General features: G+C 40.9%; 11 protein-coding genes and 1 tRNA gene. 7 read left to right on the top strand and 5 right to left on the bottom strand.

Features of this window, described 5'->3' with window-relative positions:
* Positions 1-49 precede the first annotated feature (49 nt).
* From IWX76_RS11895 to IWX76_RS11915, 5 genes are all read left to right on the top strand, one after another.
* Positions 50-136 (top strand) — tRNA-Ser (locus IWX76_RS11895).
* Positions 137-279: 143 nt separating this feature from the next.
* On the top strand, positions 280-1482 hold the full coding sequence (gltS, locus tag IWX76_RS11900; protein ID WP_196860157.1) for a sodium/glutamate symporter: 1203 nt from the start codon (positions 280-282) through the stop codon (positions 1480-1482).
* A 306-nt stretch (positions 1483-1788) separates the two neighbouring features.
* Positions 1789-2649 (top strand): helix-turn-helix domain-containing protein, encoded by an 861-nt coding sequence (locus IWX76_RS11905; RefSeq protein ID WP_196860158.1) that lies wholly within the window; start codon positions 1789-1791, stop codon positions 2647-2649.
* 85 nt (positions 2650-2734) lie between these two features.
* Positions 2735-4075, top strand: coding sequence for an amidohydrolase (locus tag IWX76_RS11910; protein ID WP_196860159.1), 1341 nt, complete (start codon positions 2735-2737; stop codon positions 4073-4075).
* Between the two features lie 103 nt (positions 4076-4178).
* A complete protein-coding gene (locus IWX76_RS11915; protein WP_334641837.1) occupies positions 4179-4766 on the top strand; it encodes an ankyrin repeat domain-containing protein in 588 nt (195 codons plus the stop codon).
* Positions 4767-4857: 91 nt separating this feature from the next.
* On the opposite strand, the gene IWX76_RS11920 is transcribed toward IWX76_RS11915, so the two are convergent.
* The gene (locus tag IWX76_RS11920) at positions 4858-7296 is read right to left on the bottom strand and encodes a DUF4982 domain-containing protein (RefSeq protein ID WP_196860161.1); all 2439 of its coding nucleotides are present in this window, start codon (positions 7294-7296) and stop codon (positions 4858-4860) included.
* 102 nt (positions 7297-7398) lie between these two features.
* Complete coding sequence (locus tag IWX76_RS11925) at positions 7399-7629, bottom strand: hypothetical protein (protein ID WP_196860162.1); 231 nt, start codon at positions 7627-7629, stop codon at positions 7399-7401.
* A gap of 141 nt (positions 7630-7770) precedes the next feature.
* Between IWX76_RS11925 and IWX76_RS11930 the strand changes: the two genes are divergently transcribed.
* Both IWX76_RS11930 and IWX76_RS11935 read left to right on the top strand, forming a co-directional pair.
* Entirely contained in the window at positions 7771-8010 is a 240-nt protein-coding gene (locus IWX76_RS11930) for a hypothetical protein (RefSeq protein WP_196860163.1), read from the top strand.
* 124 nt (positions 8011-8134) lie between these two features.
* Positions 8135-10066 carry a sialate O-acetylesterase gene (locus IWX76_RS11935; protein ID WP_196860164.1) on the top strand — a complete coding sequence of 644 codons (1932 nt, stop codon included), beginning with the start codon at positions 8135-8137 and terminating at the stop codon, positions 10064-10066.
* Between the two features lie 114 nt (positions 10067-10180).
* Here the strand turns inward: IWX76_RS11935 and galB are convergent, their stop codons facing one another.
* The 3 genes from galB to IWX76_RS11950 form a co-directional block, all read right to left on the bottom strand.
* Positions 10181-12925, bottom strand: coding sequence for a beta-galactosidase GalB (gene galB / locus IWX76_RS11940; RefSeq protein ID WP_196860165.1), 2745 nt, complete (start codon positions 12923-12925; stop codon positions 10181-10183).
* Positions 12926-13060: 135 nt separating this feature from the next.
* Positions 13061-15040 carry a RagB/SusD family nutrient uptake outer membrane protein gene (locus IWX76_RS11945; protein ID WP_196860166.1) on the bottom strand — a complete coding sequence of 660 codons (1980 nt, stop codon included), beginning with the start codon at positions 15038-15040 and terminating at the stop codon, positions 13061-13063.
* Positions 15041-15051: 11 nt separating this feature from the next.
* Positions 15052-18183, bottom strand: a complete 3132-nt coding sequence (locus IWX76_RS11950; protein ID WP_196860167.1) for a SusC/RagA family TonB-linked outer membrane protein — start codon at positions 18181-18183, stop codon at positions 15052-15054.
* Between the last annotated feature and the right edge of the window lie 835 nt (positions 18184-19018).

The raw sequence follows: 19018 nt of genomic DNA on the forward strand, positions 1-19018 counted from the left end.
ATGAATTGCTATATTTGCACTCCCTCACCGCAAGTAAATGAGTGGAAATGGAGAGATGCCTGAGTGGCCGAAAGGAACAGTTTGCTAAACTGTCGTACTGGCAACGGTACCGAGGGTTCGAATCCCTCTCTCTCCGCAGCAACGATGTAAAACCTACTGACTATCAGTGGGTTTTGTTGTTTTTAAGCTTTTTGAAACACGGAGATTCTCCAAAAACGTGTCTTCAAATTTTATGCTTACCTTTCCATTTTAATTTAAGTCAAAACCTATTACGAAACTATGATGACATTTGGATTATTTGAAACATTAGCGTTTGCATGCCTGGTCTTACTTTTAGGATTTTTTATCGTTAAAAAAGTAAGTTTTTTCAGAAACTACAACATTCCCGAACCCGTAGTTGGTGGCTTCTTCATTGCCATTATCCTCTATATATTAAATTACACCATGGGCATAAGTCTCTCCTTTGAAGGCTCGCTTCAATCAGCGATGATGCTCGTCTTCTTTGCCTCCATTGGGTTAAGTGCTGATTTCGAAAAGCTAAAAAAAGGAGGAAAACCCTTAGGCATATTTATTATGTTGACCGGTGCATTCATCATGATTCAGAATATTTTTGGAATATCCATAGCTTCATTAGTAGGTTTAGACCCCAGCTATGGCCTTATTGCAGGTTCTATAACACTAACAGGAGGACATGGAACAGGTGCTGCATGGGCAGAAAATCTTACGGAAACGTTTCAAATAAGTGGTGCGATGGAATTAGCCATGGCGTGTGCTACCTATGGCTTAGTGATGGGTGGTATCATTGGAGGCCCAGTTGCAAAAGCACTATTGAAAAAAAAGAATATACAGCCATCAAAAGTAATCTTGGAACATGAACAACCTGTAGAAATGTTCGAAAATCCGACTTCCAATAGAAGAATCAATGTTAGGAATATGATTGAAACCCTAACCATGTTAGCCATTTGTTTAGCATTAGGAACATTACTATATGACTATTTAAAAGGAACATGGCTGGAACTACCTAATTTTGTTTGGTGTCTGTTTATCGGTGTTATTATTCGCAACACCATTACCCGAGTATCTGACTACATTGTTAATGACCATGCTGTAGATGTTCTGGGTAATACCGGTTTATACCTGTTTTTGACCGTAGCTTTAATGTCCTTACAATTATGGCAATTACAGGGTTTGGCCTCTCAAGTATTAATTGTGCTCGTGTTGCAAACCATATTAATGATTTTATTTGCCATGTTTATCACTTTTAGGGTAATGGGAAGCGATTATGACGCCATTGTATTGAGCGCTGGGCATTGTGGTTTTGGGTTGGGTGCAACCCCAACAGCCGTTGCCAATATGCAAGCCATCACCGATAAATACGGACCTTCACATAAAGCATTTTTAATTGTGCCTATGGTAGGTGCTTTTTTTGTTGATATTTTAAACAATGTCTTTATTAAATTTTTTGTAAGTTATTTAGCTTAACATCAGAATAACATTTAAATCTGCATTTGGCTGGTATATAAACACCCCTTTAACAAATCGTTATAGACATGCCCCAAAAGTTAGACACTTTTCGGGGCAATTTTAGTAGGAATTAGTACGGTGAATTACCGAACTCATTCCCTTAAAAACATTGCGTAAATTAGTCCAGCTTTTTGGGGTCAGTCTAATTTTGCGAGTTTTCTGTTTTACATCATATCAACAAACTCAAATAAATATCAATCTAAATAGGATCATACCGCCATATCTTGGTTTGTATGGTTAACTTCACATGATGATAAGTTAAATATGGTCCGAACTGAAAAAAACAAACATTTTCCGATCCTCGGCTTACAGGAATTCAGCAAAAATCGGTTGAAGGTCAGAAATCAGGTTTTGTTCAATGAGCTGCATGGAGAACGACATATCGAAAAACCGCATCAGCACGATTTTTTCATCATCATACTTTTTGATCAGGCAAAAGGCATTCACAATATCGACTTTATTGATTATACCATCGGGAACAAGCAAGTACATTTGTTGTTTCCCGGACAAGTACATACATGGAACATAGAACCTAACACAACTGGCTATCAATTAATGATAGACCGCGATTTTTTTGAACGTTTTTACCCCCGTTTTCGGTTCTCTTTTGCTGCATACCAAAAGCACCCAATAATCGAATTAAGTCCTGAATCATTTCAATTAATCCATTATGAATTTGATGCGATTAAAAACGAACTTGAATCTGAAAATCCGCTCCATGAATTGATGAGTTCACGTGCAGCAGTTATTGCTTCTATTGTAAGCAAGGAAGCTATAAAGGTTTTTGAAAATCCCGAAATTTATCAGGTAGAACCAAGGATTGTAACGTTCCAGCAACTGATCAACACCCATTTTAAGGAAGAAAAGAGGGTTTCTTTTTATGCCGAAAAATTGCATATTTCCGCCAATTATCTGAACATACGCTGTAAAAAGCACCTAAAAGTTTCCGCAACACAATTGATTCAGCAACGAACCATTCTGGAGGCAAAACGTTTGCTAAAATCTACCGCGCTTTCAGTCAAGGAAATTGCTTATGAACTAGGTTTCATGGATCATTCCTATTTTTCAAATTTCTTTAAAGTCCAAGCCGGCATGACACCTACTGATTTTCGAGGGCAGTTATAAATTCTACAAGCTTCGGAATAAATTCTTCAGTATCCTTGTTGGTGTTATAGGTAAGTTTGTATAGAACAATACACCATGTTAAAGTATGAAAAATTCAGCTATATCACGTAAGGACTTTCTAAAAAACTCAGCTTTAGGAATTGCCGGAGTAACGATCGGTTCAGGATTTTTAAATTCGGCAACCGCTGCCGAAATTGGAGAAAATTCTCTGCGTAATGATAAATCCAAGTCTTATACGTTGAAAAATGTCAGACTGGAAATCGGCTTTGAGTGCGATGGTGAAGAAATTATCCGTACTAAAACAGCATTGTTCTGCATAGAAATCAGCGACGGAAAAATACAAAAAACCTTGCCTAATAACCCAAACGCGCAAGCTATTGATGCCAAAGGGTTATTAATGCTTCCTGCGTTTCGGGATATGCATATTCATCTGGATAAAACATTTTATGGGGACAAATGGCAGGCAGTAAGAAGACGGACAGGTGGCGTGAAAGGTATGATTGCTTTGGAACAGCAAATACTACCTGGAATATTGGAAAATTCTACCTATAAGGCCGAAAAATTAATAGAACTTCTGCAATCGCACGGAACTTCCTTTGCCCGTAGTCATGTGAATATTGATCCAACGGCAAAACTACAATCACTAAAAAATTTACAGGCGGCTTTGGTCAATAAAAAGCAAGGTTTTAGGGCAGAACTGGTAGCCTTTCCTCAACATGGTGTTTTTTATACTGACTCGGTTCCCTATCTAAGAGAAGCTGCAAAAATGGATATTGATTTTATTGGTGGCTTGGATCCTTTTACGATTGATGGCGCTATTGAAAAAACAATAGATTTTACGGTGCAACTTGCCTTAGATAATAATAAAGGGATTGATATTCATTTGCACGAATCGGGTGAATCGGGAATAAAAACCTTTGAATACCTGATCGATAAAGTCAATGAAAATTCTCAACTAAACGGAAAAACCTTCATCAGTCATGCTTTTGCATTAGCAAGATTGGAAAAATCCAAACAAGATGAAATGGCAGAAAAACTGGCAGCAGCAAAGGTCGGTATTGTTTCTACAATTCCATTTGGCAATACCATCATGCCTATTCCTACTTTATTGAAAGCTGGCGTCATTGTAATGACTGGAAACGATAGCATTGTCGATCATTGGAACACCTTCGGAACGGGAAGTGTCTTGCAAAAAGCTAATCTCGCTACACAATTGTATGGACAAGTAAGCGAATTCGGATTATCTCGAATGCTCAAATTGGCTACTGCTGGGGCTATTCCATTAGATGATAAAGGTGTGCAACAATGGCCAAAAACAGGCGATGTGGCAAATATTGTATTGGTCGATGCCAGTTGTTCTGCGGAAGCTGTCTCCAGAATGTCGCCGATACGTTCGCTGATCCATAACGGAAATATTGTTTATTAAGAAATCTAATAAGATGAAATTAATCACCCTTCTATTGCCGTTATTTATAACGACAAGTGCCTGCCATTCCGCTCCGCAAGCCGAAGCGTTTAATGCTGATATAATGAAAGAAGACAAAGAGCTGATAGCATTAGTCAATAAAAATAACCTGTCCGCTGTTGAAACGGCTTTAAAAAACGGTGCTAACGTCAATAGCACAGACAATAATAAACGTTCGCTATTGCTTATTGCAACCAATAACGGACATGCAGAAATGGCGAAACTGTTGGTGAAATATAAAGCAGATGTCAACCAGCAAGCAAGTAACCAAGACAGCCCATTTCTGTATGCTGGGGCAAGTGGACAAACAGAATTGGTCAAGTTGTTTTTAGATAATGATGCACGTTTTGATGTTTTCAATCGCTACAGCGGATCGGCACTAATACCGGCTTGTGAGCGTGGACACGTAGAAACGGTCCACTTGCTGGCAAACACTAAAAACTATCCAATCGATCATATTAACCGTTTGGGATGGACCGCTTTAATGGAAGCCATCGTCCTTGGCGACGGAAGTAAAAAATACCAGCAGATTGTGCAGATTCTCAAAGATGCTGGCGCTAAATTGGATATTCCAGACCACGATGGTAAAACACCACTCCAACATGCGCAGTCCAAAAGATTTACGGAAATCGTTAATATTTTAAAATCATAACTATGATAGAGACTTCATTTCTGATGAAAGTGGTATAACTATGCCTAAGGTTCGTATTTTGCAGGGGTTTTTCATTTAAAATAATAGGTATTTATTGGGCCTGTAATAACACACGTTCGGTTTTAAACCCTTTGCCGCTTACAGACAAATTGATATCTCCAGCGGCAGTTCCAGACTGCACCAGGACCACCAGTTTACCATTAAACAGCTTCATGGTTGGCAAATGAAACTGCTCCAAGGAAGTGGCGTCTCCATTACACACAGCACGAAAGGTTCCTTTCCCGGTTACATTAAATTTTAATTGGTCATTTACATTTGGGCATGGATTTCCTTTTTCATCTACTACAGAAACCGTAACAAAAGAAAGATCCTTACCATCGGCTTTAATGACCGTACAATCAGGGTCGAGCACAAGTTTATGGGGCTTTCCAGCGGTTACTACAGTTTTCTCCGAAGCTTTATTTCCATTTTTATCAAACGCAACTACTTTTAAAGTACCTGGTGTATATTTTACATCCATCCACATTAACCGGTATTTGCTTTGGGCCGATTCATCAGTCTTCTTTTTTACGCCCATGCTCTTCCCATTAATGAAAAGCTCTGCACTATCGTAATTGGTATATACAAACACAGGCGTAATTTGACCTTCTCTACCCTCCCAGTTCCAATGCGGAAGTATATGTAATGTTTCTGAATTGGTATTCCATTTACTGCGGTAAAGGTAAAACCTGTCTTTAGGTATGCCAGCTAAGTCTACCATGCCAAAGTAAGAGCTTCTGGCGGGCCATTTATCATCGTATGGCGTGGGTTCACCTAAATAGTCGAAGCCTGTCCACACAAACTGCCCAATTACCCAAGGTTTGGTATCTTCCAGTATAAAATCGTCTTCCGGAAGGTTAGACCAACTGCAATATTCTAAATCATAAGAGGAGGATTGGAAATCTGGGTATTGCTTTTCCACGCCTTTTACGACCGGAAATTTATAAACCCCTCTGGAGCTTACCGTGGAGGCTGTTTCTGAACCCAATATCATGCCTTGAGGGAAGGCTTTATAGGCATCCTCGTATAAATGCGTTCTGTAATTAAGACCAGGCACATCTAATAATGCGCCGAAACCCGAGGCCATGGTGGCCTTTACCTGATCCATACCAACAGTTACCGGCCGTGTCGGATCTTCCCGATGAAAAATATCCTGGAGCCATTTGGCACGTTTTACACCTTCAGCCCCAAACTGGTCAGGAACTTCATTCCCCGAACTCCACATCACAATACTGGGGTGATTACGTGTAGCGTGAATTAAATTGACCACATCTTTTTCCGCGTCGGTATCAAAGAAGCGATTGTAGCCATTTTTCACCTTGGGCTTAGCCCATTCATCAAAGCTTTCTGCTAAAAACATAAAACCCATCTCGTCACAGAGCTCCAATTGTTCTATGGAAGGCATATTATGCGCGCTCCGGATGGCATCAACACCCATATCTTTTAAAATAACCAATTGCCTGCGTAAAGCTGCAACATTGATGGCTGTACCTAAAGGGCCCAGGTCATGATGTAAACAAACACCTTTAAATTTACGAACCTTTCCGTTCAAGCTAAAACCAACACTCGCCTCATATTTTATTTCACGGATTCCAAAACGTGTGGTGGTTTCATCCTTAAGTACATCACCCTCGTATAATCTAATCACCGCCCTATAGAGATAGGGTGTTTCAGGGCTCCACAATTGTGGTGTTGAAACTGCAATATTTTGTTCAAACTGCTTCCCAAATACTGCCTTTGTTTCGTCAGAAGCCACAGTATCGCCCAATGCATTTAATATGATTGTTTGTAAGCGAAGCTTTTCCCCGGATACTTTAGTTTTAATGTTCACTTTAGCCACTTCCGCAGAAATAAACGGCGTGGTTACATTAATCCCCCATTGGTCTACACTCTCCTCATTTTTAACAATAATGCGCACCTTACGATACAATCCAGCTCCGGGATACCAACGAGAAGATAATCCTTTATTATTTAATTGAACAGCCAATAGGTTTGACTTTCCGGCTAAGATGGTATTGGTGATGTCAAAATAAAAATAGTTATATCCATAATTCCATTCCCCAACCTTCTTTCCATTAAGAAACACCTTAGGTTCGCTCATGGCGCCTTCGAAGACCACAAGCACCTTCTGCCCTGCTTTATATTTGGGGAGTGTAAAGGAAGTGCGATACCATCCCTCACCAATATAAGGAAGGGCGCCTGTTCTGCCGGTTTTTTCACTAGCCACTTTCTCTCCATTCTGCGTGATGGCCACTACCTGCTTATCAATCTCTTTGTCAAATGGGCCATAGATTGCCCAGTCGTGAGGAACAGTAACGGTCTGCCATTTTTTATCATTAAATCCTACTTCCGAAGCAACATCACTTGGTCCCTTTTGAAATTTCCAGTTCGTGAGTTCTGCTTCAGTTCTGATCTGCGCAGATGCGAATGGAGCTAAATATAAACAAATGATAAAGAGGAAGATAGGTGGTAATAACGATCGGATAGTCATAGGACCTAAGTTAACAATTAAATAGTTAAATTTGAGTAGCAAGAAACATCTCATAGACATTGGGTTACGTCCAACTAACGAATTAAACAGCAAGTAAACCGGCTATTCTTCACGGATCAACAAGGTCTTTAATAGCGCTTTAAAGTTGGCTTCAATGTGTGTTGAGGCTATGGCTTTCTCCTCATCAACTGTGGTGCCATTCAATTTGGCCAATATTTTAGCTTGCATATTAATGGATTCTTCTACCATGGCTTGGGTATTCATAATGCAGACCGCCATTTCAGGCAGGCCCATCGATTTACCTTTGAAATCATCTTCTTTTATAGGTTGCATAATATTATTGGTTTAAGGAGCTAAAATAACCAATCTAATCAATTAAGGGTTAAACGGCTATTTTCTATTAAGTAAATATCTTGATCTATTCACCTGTTCTTAACCCAAGAAACATTACTTTTATGAAATAACGCATCTCCTATGAAAAATCTTATTCTTTCCTTACTTATAGGTTTAAGTCTCTTTGCAACTCCCGCATTTAGTACATCTTGCGTTAACACATACTTTAGTGATAAAAAAGAAGTTACAGTTTACACCACAAAAACAGGTAATAAATACCATACTGGCACATGCCGTTACCTAAGTCGCAGTAAAATTGAAACAACAAAAAAAGCAGCTATTTCAGGTGGATATGGGGCCTGTTCTATTTGTAAACCATAACATCTTTTATTTGAAAGCCTGATTACCGCAAAAGTACTCATACCACTAGAAAACATCATTACAACCGATTGCATAACTGCATTATTTTCATAAATTAGAGAAACCAAATTCTTTATTTCTCTGTATGATAGATTTCAATAAAAAATACCTGCTCCCTGCCCTATTCCTGTTGTCTAGCCCTGCGGTAGGGCAAATTAAACTTCCAAAACTAATCAGCAACGGCATGGTTTTGCAAAGAGCTGATACCACCAACATTTGGGGATGGGCTAGTCCGAAAGAAAACATCAAACTCTCTTTTAAACATAAAACTTATCAAACTACTGCCGATCAACATGGGAAATGGTCTATTAAATTACCCCCCCAAGCGGCCGGTGGCCCTTATGAAATGACTTTCACGGCGAGTAATAAAGTAATTCTAAAAGACATCCTATTCGGTGATGTATGGATTTGCAGCGGCCAATCGAACATGGAACTCACCTTAGACAGACTGATTGATGAATATCCTCAGGAAATTAAGGCCGCAAATTATCCACAGATCAGGCAGTTTCTGGTTCCCGATGAGTATAATTTCAAAGCAGCACAGGAAGATGTGTCTTCAGGCACCTGGAAATCTGCTACAGCAGAAAATATCCTGAACTTTTCGGGCGTTGCTTATTTTTTCGCGCTGGACATTCATAAAAAAAACAAAGTTGCTGTAGGTCTGATCAATACCGCACTTGGCGGATCGCCTGCACAGGCCTGGATCAGTGAAAAAGCAATCAAAAATTTCCCTGAATATGATCAGGAATTGCAGAAATTTAAAGACGACAGCCTAATTGCAAGCATTGAACAAAAAGATAAATCTGCTGCTGAAGCATGGTACAACAGCCTAAACCAGCAGGATGAGGGATTAAAAGAAAACTGGAAAGCGGCAGTATTAAACGATCAGGATTGGGAGGAAATGAACATTCCAGGCTATTGGCATGACCAAAAATTAAAAAATGTAAATGGTGCCGTATGGTTTAGAAAAACCATTGACATCCCTGCTTCCATGGTCGGCAAACCTGTTAAACTACTGCTGGGAAGAATTGTAGACGCTGATTCGGTGTTTATCAATGGCCAGCTGGTGGGTTCTACAAGTTACCAATACCCACCTAGAAGGTATTTGTTAGCTCGCGAAACCTTAAAAAAAGGCAAAAACACCATTGCCATTAAAGTGATCAATAATTCGGGCAAAGGTGGTTTCGTGTTAGATAAACCTTATCAACTAATTGCCGGAACAGATACACTAAGTCTGCGCGGCCCCTGGAAATATAAATTAGGTGCAAAAATGGGTATTACCCCTTCCACCACCTTTGTACGCTGGAAACCCGTAGGTTTATATAATTCGATGATTGCGCCTTTGGTTAATTATTCGGTAAAAGGTGTAATGTGGTACCAGGGTGAATCGAATACCGGGAGGGCCATTGAATATGCAGACCTGATGACAACACTGATTAAAGATTGGCGCCAGGCTTGGAACAAGCCAAAGCTTCCTTTCCTTTATGTCCAACTGCCAGGTTTTATGGAAAGTAATACCCAACCGGAAGAAAGTAATTGGGCGGAATTACGGATGCAGCAGTTACAGTTGTTAAAAGTTGACCACACGGCAATGGTTGTAGCCCTTGATTTAGGGGAGTGGAATGACATTCACCCTTTGAACAAAAAAGATGTGGGTAAACGACTGGCGCTACAGGCGGAACAGTTGGTTTATGGAAACAAGAATATTATACACAGTGGCCCCTTATTTACACAAGTTATTGCGAAAGGGAATAAACTGGTGATCAGTTTTACAAATACCGGATCGGGATTAAAAACAAAAAACGGTGGTGAGCTTAAACATTTTGCCATTGCCGGCACTGATGGTAAATACCAATGGGCTAAAGCAGAAATAAAAGGTAACAAGGTGATCGTGTGGAATGATAATATCCCGCACCCAGTTTCGGTAAGGTATGCCTGGGCACATCACCCGGATACTGCAAACCTGTATAACCAGGAGCACCTGCCTGCATCTCCTTTTGAAGCAAGGGTGAGGTAACATATATCTCCTAAAAAAAGAGAGCCGATCATTTTTCAATGATCGGCCTCTATCATACAACTAACCAAAATTGTAATTTACTGGTTTAAGGCTTTCAAGGCCTTTAAACCTTATCTATTTTTCACTTCTTAACACTATTTTCGCCTCAGTCATACCTTCCGCTTTTGCGGTCACGATGATCTCGCCAGACTGTTTATCTACTGACCTCACAATTGCTAAGGCCAAACCGCTAAATGCTTTCCGCTCCTTAGCAGGAAAAGCCACCAGATCAGCTGGATCACCATTGTCTGTAACAATTAACTCCGCTGGGCCGGCAATAGAAAAAGTGATGTGATGCGTAGCTTCCGGTACTACATTCCCATCCTTATCCATAACTTTTATGGTGATAAATGAAAGGTCTGTTCCATCGGCACGGATTTTATTCCGGTCGGCAGTCAATTGCAGTTTGGCCGCTTCGCCCACCGTTTTCACACTTTCTGTAGCCCATGGCTTCCCATCCTTATAACTTACCACCTTCAATTCCCCAGGTGTATATTTCACCTCATCCCAGCGGAAGCGGTATTCAAAAGTTCCCCTTTTTTTACGACCTAAAGATTTGCCATTCAGGAAAAGTTCTGCCTCATCAGCAGCGCTAAAAACATGAACCGGTGTTACCTTACCTACACGATCAGCCCAGGTCCAATGTGGCAGGATATGTGCAAAACGAAGCGCTGGTCGCCAGCGTGCCTGATACAAATAAAACCTGTCCTTTTTAAATCCTGCCAGGTCAATAATACCAGAATAGGAACTGCGTGCTCCATAATATGGGGTAGGCTCGCCTAAATAGTCCCAGCCGGTCCATACAAATTCACCACCCACAAAGGGATGTTTGTCTTGTGCAGCGAAAACTTTGTCTGGCGATGCACCAAATGCCGCAGTATACAACTCATAGGCACTTACTTGCTGTTTTATTGGATCGCCACCTGTAGAATCACTTACCGGAGCACTTGATCCTTCCACAACAGGAAAAATATACGTTCCGCGTGTGCTTAAAGCTGATGCAGTTTCACTGCTCAGAATCAGTTTCTCTGGGAATTTCTGATGAAAAGCCGGATATAAAGGAGAAGTTTTAATTCCTTTTAAATGGGCATATGCAGGCGCATCGCGGATACCCTCCCCCTGGTAATTCAATGAAATAAGGTCCATCGTTGCAGGGAAAGGCATATCTGGTTTTGCATAATTCATAGACGCCGTAGTCGCCCTTGTTGGATCCTCGTCTTTTGCAATGTCACTTAACTTTTTGGACAATGCGGCTCCAGCTGCTGCTGTATACTGTTCCCCTACCTCATTACCGAAACTCCAGGCGATAATTGATGGGTGGTTTTTATCTCTTCTAATAAATGACCTGACATCAGCTTCATGCCAATCCTGGAATATCAGGTGAAAATCTAAAGGAGTTTTCCCCTGTGCCCAGCAGTCAAAAACTTCATTAATCACCAGAAAACCCATTTTATCTGTCAGGTCTAATAATTCAGGTGCCGGAGGATTGTGCGCAAACCTAATGGCGTTGCTTCCCAGTTCCCTCAGCATTTCCAATTGTCTTTCGGCCGCCCGGTAATTAAAAGCTGCACCAAGCGCACCAAGGTCATGATGCTGATTAACCCCCTGTATCCTCACCGCTTCGCCATTAACAATCACTCCTTTTACAGGATCAAATTGTATATCTCTAATGCCAAAGGGCGTATCATAACTATCCACAAGGCGATTACCTACAAATATTTGGGTCACCGCCACATACATATTTGGTTTTTGAGTAGGCAGCGGGCCCCACAGTGCAGGTTGTTTAATCGATACCTGAGTTTCAACCACCTGTTTCGCCAGTTTACCCAATCTGATAGTGGATACGGGGAAACTGCTCACCTTTTTCACTTTTTCAAACTTTTCGTTCAGGCTGTAAATATCTGTCAACACTTTTACCTGTTCTTCCTTCAAGCCTTTATTCTGAATTGTTATGCCTAAGGCTACGTTAGCCGAAGCTTTGGATACATTAGTCGTAGTAATTGAGGTACCCCATTGTGCTACCTGCACCTTATTGGTCTTGGTTAACCAAACGCTCCTGTATAATCCCGCACCTGGATACCACCTGGCCGAGTTAGGTGGATTATCTATTCTGATCGCAATTTGATTGTCGCCTCCAAAATTTAGATATGGGGTCAGGTCAAGCCGGAAAGAATTGTAACCATAAGGCCAGCCCCCCACCAGTTTCCCATTTAACCAGACCATAGCATATGACATGGCGCCATCCAGTTCCAGGTAAACAGATTTATTCCGATCGGCAGCAGGAATGTTCATTTTCTTACGGTACCAGGCTACGCCCTGTATGGGCAAGCGCCCCATGCCACCCCCAACAATTGCGTTGGCTTCCTTATAAAACGGACCTTTTATTGCCCAGTCGTGAGGGAGGTTCACCTGTTCCCATTTTTTATCGTCAAAGTTTTTCTGTACAAGAGGAAAATCGCTCCCCGGATTGCCCGTAGGCCTTAAATAATGATTTTTTGTATCTTTAATGAAATCATTGGCCGTAGGCAGGATCCACTTTTTTAATACTTTTTCAGAGCTGCCTTCAAAGCCAGATTGCGACGGCCGGCTGTCGGCTACCATGTCATCCTTGCGATTATAATCCACAGGCCGTTCATCATAAATTAAACTATCGGCTTGGCCCTCATAGCGCATAAACAACCATCCGGCATTAAAATTTATCCTTTCCCTTCCCTTGTCTGCAATTTTTTGCTGTGCCAGGGATGGAAAGCATCCCACAAGCACCAACAAAATGCTTACGCAGTTTTTTTTTGGTTGATGAAGAAGTACTGAATAATTCATAAGCAATATTAAGGCTGTTTGTGATGTGAAATAATACTTGTATAAAATAACGCCCTGCTTTTTATACTATAAAAGGAGAGACAGCCGTCTCTCCTTAATAAATTCACCATTAATAAATAATTACAGGCTACAAACTTAGTATCCTGGGTTTTGGTAAGCTTGTTTATCAGCTGCGCTCATGTCCATACCATCTAACTGAGAGGTTGGAACCGGACGCAGGTAATGGTTTGGCGTGATGTTACGTGTAAACGTTTTAACCGAATGGTCATTCCAATTGTTAGGATTCGTACTGCCGGCAATGGTAAAACTGCTGCTAAACTCAATCAATTTCTGTGTACGCACCAGGTCTAACCAGCGGTAACCTTCACCAAAAAACTCACGTGATCTTTCTGCAAGGATGTAATTAACATCAACTAAAGCTGGGGTAGCTGCAATTAATGCCGCACTGTTATCCTGAACTTTAGCCACATTATTGGCATTGTCAAAACGCCACTTACCTGCACGGGCACGGATCACATTAACTAAACCTCTTGCGGTTCCGTCGTTTGCATAAGTACCGCTAATGCCTCTTGTTGCAGCACCCTTCGCTGCAGCCTCTGCTGCGATAAAAAACAATTCAGAGAATTTAGCAACTGGGAACGGACGGGTAAGGCTACCATTTGGCGAACCTAAACCACCATTATTGTCTGTACGATAAGGTCCTAATTTCCAGTTAGCAGGGTAAGCAATTCTGCTGAAATTACTAGGCTCAATCACAAAGTCTGCTCTTCCAGGCAATACACCTGCGCCTACAGTACTGTTAAAGGTTGTATTTGAATAATCTACACCACCTACATCTTCATTTAAAAAGCTTAATACAGGCTCGTTCGGACCAACAGGTAGGAAGTTAGCATTATACAAAGTTGCTCCACTGAAACCCGCTTGTTTAAAGTTTGTGCGATAACGGGTTGTAAAAGTACCATCGTAACGCGAATCATTGGTTTTATCGGCAAAAGTGTTTTTAAATACACCATGAGGCGGAGCAAGCATGGTCCATGGGCGACCTAAAGGCTGTTCTGCTGCACGTTGTACAGAGCTATAAGGCGTCCAGGCTGTTGCTGAAGTGCTACTCCTGATATTTGGATAACTCCATTGCCAAAACCATTGGGCAAAACTGTCGGTACCAAAACCACCGCCACTATAGCCTAAATCTCCACCATTGTATAGGCTGCTTGATTGGGTATGGTCTGCGTACAAGATCACTTCATTATTACGGTCGTTAGTACCTACATGGATATCATAAAATGTAGGCTGTAAACCTGCTGCCCCTGGACTTTCAATAGCCTCCGCAGCGATAGTATATGCCTGGTTAAAATACCAAGCCGCATCATGACCATCGGGATCAGTTCTTTGCGCAGCTGGATAAGTTGGAATGTTGTTTGGATTTTGCAACCACCAGCCATAGGTAAGGTAAGCCTTAGCCAGGTACAGGCGAGCAACGGTTTTAGTTACCCCACCAACCACACGTCCGGTAGCAGGCAACTTGTCTACCGCAATCCTTAAGTCGGCAAAAATTGCTTTAGTATAGACTTCAGGTACGGTATTACGAACGGATGTTCTTACAGTAGAGGTGTTAAACTTTAACTCACCACCACCCAGATCCAGTGGTACACCACCAAATGTTTGCACCAACCAGAAATAATCGAATGCCCTGAAAAATCTTGCTTCTGCAAGTAAGGCTTCGGAAACACCAACGGCCTCACCGTTTTCAATAACACCACTGGCTGTGTTAATGGCACCAAAAGCTGCGCCCCACAGAATCCCTGTATTACTGGAGGAGGGATCTATATTACCTACACCAGAAAAATCAAGGTTCTTAACATTACCATCAGAATTTTGTCCCCAGGTGGCTTCATCGGTACTGATTACATTCGAATTCAGAAAATAACCATTGCCAAACATATAACGTAGGTGGCCGTAAAGTGAAGTAATCCCCCCCTGCACCCCTGCTTGTGTTTTGAAATACTCTGGCGTAAAGATCGCACGTGGCGTTTCTTCCAGATTTTTTTTACATCCTGTAAGGGCAATTCCCGCACAAAATAGCAGTGTAAAATAATTCTTATATACTCTCTTCATTGTCGTATATTTTAAAATGTTACGTTAATTCCTAATAGATAATTGCGTGTTGAAGGTGTATTGTAACCTACGGTCAACATTCTTCTCTGTCCATAATCATATGAAACCGCCATGTTTGCACCATCATTTGCATAGGTGTTAGGTTCAGGATCCATTTTCGATTGTTTGTAATATGGAGAGAAGAGTACGAATGGATTTTGTGCAGTAGCATATACACGTAATCTGCTCATTCCAGCTTTTTCCACCCAATTGCCGGTTATATTATAACCTAGAGAAATGGTACGGATTTTTAGATAAGAGGCATCAAAATAACCTAAGGTAGAACCATATTTAGGGTTGTTACTGTTTTTAGGTCCTTTAGGATCAGGGAATCTTGCACCTGTATTTTCTGGTGTCCAGAAATCTACATCAATCTGTCCGCGACGTCCGTCTAACAAGTTCAGGTAACCATTTGAACCATAAAGCGTACTATTTAAAACACCTCCATTTTGGAAAGCACCAATTATGGTTAAGTCCAGCCCTTTATAACCAACACGGGTGTTAACACCGCCTTGAAATTTTGGGTCAGCATTGATTACTTGTCTATCAGCAGCGCCAATAACACGTGTAGGTGATCCATCAGCATTGAATTCACCCGTATAAAGCACCTTGATCATACCCACCTGACCACCACTACCTTCATATTGCGTAACCGCAGCAGCTTCATCTGCCTGCCAGATTCCGATATTTTGAAAATCATAGATCACATTTAGTGGCTGACCAACAAATAGCCAGTTACTTTCATCACGCATCTGTCCTGAAGCAAGACTAGTTACTTCATTTAAATTACGGTATAAATTAACACCTGCTTCCCAAGTCCAACCATTTTTATTGTCAATGATTACACCGTTCAGGGAAACCTCGAATCCTTTATTCTGCGTAGAACCTACGTTTCCGGTATAACTGCTTACTCCTGAAGTGGAAGGTAAACCTACGCTAAGTAAAAGGTCGCTTGTTTTAGTAATATATGCCTCGGCAGTACCCGTTAAGCGGTTATTAAACAAGGAGAAGTCTAAACCAATGTTTTGCGTTTTTGAATATTCCCAGCCCAGGTTAGGGTTAGGCAATTGGGTTACATAGTACCCATTAGCATTGGTAGAACCGAAGTTGTAAGGCCTAACACTTAATTGTCCAAGTGTGGCATATGGTGAAACAGACTGGTTAGAAGTTTCTCCGTAACCTGCACGAAGTTTTAAAGAGTTAATCCAGCCAACGTTTTGCATAAACGATTCTTTTGCAATGTTCCATCCTACGGATACCGCAGGATAGCTGTTCCATTTATAACCTTCAGCTAATCTTGAAGAACCATCACTACGGAAGGTAGCACTGATCATATAACGGTCATCGTAAGAATACATCAAACGACCCATTACAGAATTCAAACCACTTTCGTAATAGCCTTGCTGTCCCGGGTCGATAGAAATATCGTCATTACTTCCCGATGAAGTTTGTCCTAAATTAAAGTACTGAAAACTATCGCCAGCAAGGTTTCTTCTGCCTATTGATGAACGGTTATAGCTAGTTTGTTCAGATGAATAAAGAGCAACCACATTGAAGTTATGCTTCTCGATAGTTTTGTCGTAAGTAAGCAAATTTTCTATGGTCCATTGGGTAGTATATGCATTAGCAATAGATGCTGTATTCGGATTAGATGCATCCGGGCTGAACACACCAACTCCTGTATAACTTCCGGAATTACTATTTCGAAAGTTACCACCAAGATTTAAGCGGTATTTTAAGCCATCTATACCCGGAATTTTCAATTCTGCATAGGCAGAGTTATAAGACCCGAAGTCTTTTGTTCTGTTAATATAACGATCACCAAGCGCCTCTAGCGTTTCTTTTGTATAAACCCACTGGTTATCCTGTGGCATAGCCAAAGTACGTTTTATGGTACCGTCTTCATTGTAAGGTTTAGCCAAAGGCGACATACTAAGCACTCCATACATACCAATGCTAGAACCATCAGTAATGCTATAATTGTTGTTGGTGGTGAAACCAATGCGTAAAAGCTTGCCTATTTCCTGATCAAGTGATCCTCGCACCGAAATACGGTTATATTGAGACAAAGGAATGGGTGCTTCGTCTTTATAATAACCTGCACCAAATTTGTAGCTTCCTTTAGCAGATCCACCGGTTACACTTAAATCATGGTTTTGAACCATCGCTTCTCTGTAAAACAAATCTTGCCAGTCAGTGTTGGTAGCCCCTGTTGCGTCTTCATCAGCTCCTGGATTCATGTTTAATCCTGCTCTGGCCCTCAATTTAATGTAGGAATCTGCCTGCATCATTGGGTATTTCATCACGTCTTTAATACCAAAGTAACCACTGTAAGCAACTTGTGGTTCCTGACCTTTGTTACCTTTTCTGGTGGTGATTAATATAACTCCATTGGCACCACGTGAACCGTAAATAGCGGTTGCAGAGGCATCTTTAAGGATGTCTAAACTTTTAATGTCATCAGGACTGATGTCGGCAATGGTACCACCGAAAGGAATTCCGTCCAGAACAATTAATGGATCATTTTCTGCATTAATGGAACGCGTACCGCGGATACGGATCTGCATGGTTGCACCTGGCTTTGTTGAAGTTTGCGCTAATTGTACACCCGCAACCCGGCCTTGTAAGGCCTGACCTATGTTTGCCGCTGGTATTTCATTTAAAGTAGCTCCACTAACCGAAGCTACGGAGCCTGTTACAGCTTCTCTGCGTTGGTTACCGTAACCTACAACCACTACATCCTGCAAGTTTTGGGTATCGCCCGAAAGCGTAATAGCAAAACGTGTGCGGTTATTCACTGGTAATTCCTGACTGATAAAACCGATGGAGGACACCTGTAAAGTGGCGTTTCCGGCAGCAGAAATCTGAAAATTTCCGTTAACGTCCGTAGTCACTCCATTTGTGGTACCTTTTACCCTAATGGTAGCACCTGGTACAGCTAGACCGGTAGCGTCTATAATTTTACCGGAAATGTTAATGTTTTGCGCATAAAGCGACAGGGAAAAAAATGTTAGCAGGGTTACCAGCGCAAGAGTGAAAGCACTATTGAAGGCGAACCCGCTAAATCTCGTTACCTTTTTTTTCGAGTAAACTGTCATTTGCATAAGCTTACATTTAAGTAGGTTAGTAAAGGTTTATATTGGTTTGTTTGATTATAAATTAAAGTCGTAACTGAATTTTAAATGTTGATCATTCAGGCAAGCTTCATTAAGGTGGTAGCCACTGCAAAACCGCGCAGGCAAAGGTTTTTTTTCGTTCAGGTTTTCTCATAAAAAATTCAATTTAGCTTGCTGCTTCATGCGGCAGTTTTAAATAAATCTTCCAGTTATGCACCACCCCTGGCAGGGCAGTTCAGAACTTATCGATATTTGGTTAAAATAAAAGTAGAAATTAAAAATGTTATTTGCAACCGATTGCATAAAACTTTTTATTTATTTTTTATTTAAGCTGCTCAAGCTTATAAAATCCTGTTTGTCAGGAGAGTCTTAATCGACAGTATATCCCCTGGCACCACCTATATCATGAAAGATATTTAAGATCAACACCTCCCCTTTGGTTCAATAGTTTGCTCATGCAGGTGATAGCAACACCATGTAAATTATGAGGATAAGTATAAGCTAGACTAGAATATTTAATACATTAGCAATTAAGACTCACATTAACAATTGATTACCAACATTAACATACTCACTTATGAATGGCTGATAAGACATTCCAGTTTTCATTGATGGAAATTACTTTTATCTATTTTACGATAGATATGAATTAACTCATATCCAGATGTTTTCAGGATTTTAACGCTTGCATGGACATCTTTCTCTATCAAATTCGATGCATAAAGTCAAATTTAGCGGCAACCGATTGCAGAATACTTATAACTATAAATTTATACTGGTATATATAGGTAATTTTTATTTCGAAAAAATAGGCAGATCAAAG

The sequence above is a fragment of the Pedobacter sp. CAN_A7 genome, assembly GCF_015752175.1.
GTDB lineage: Bacteria > Bacteroidota > Bacteroidia > Sphingobacteriales > Sphingobacteriaceae > Pedobacter.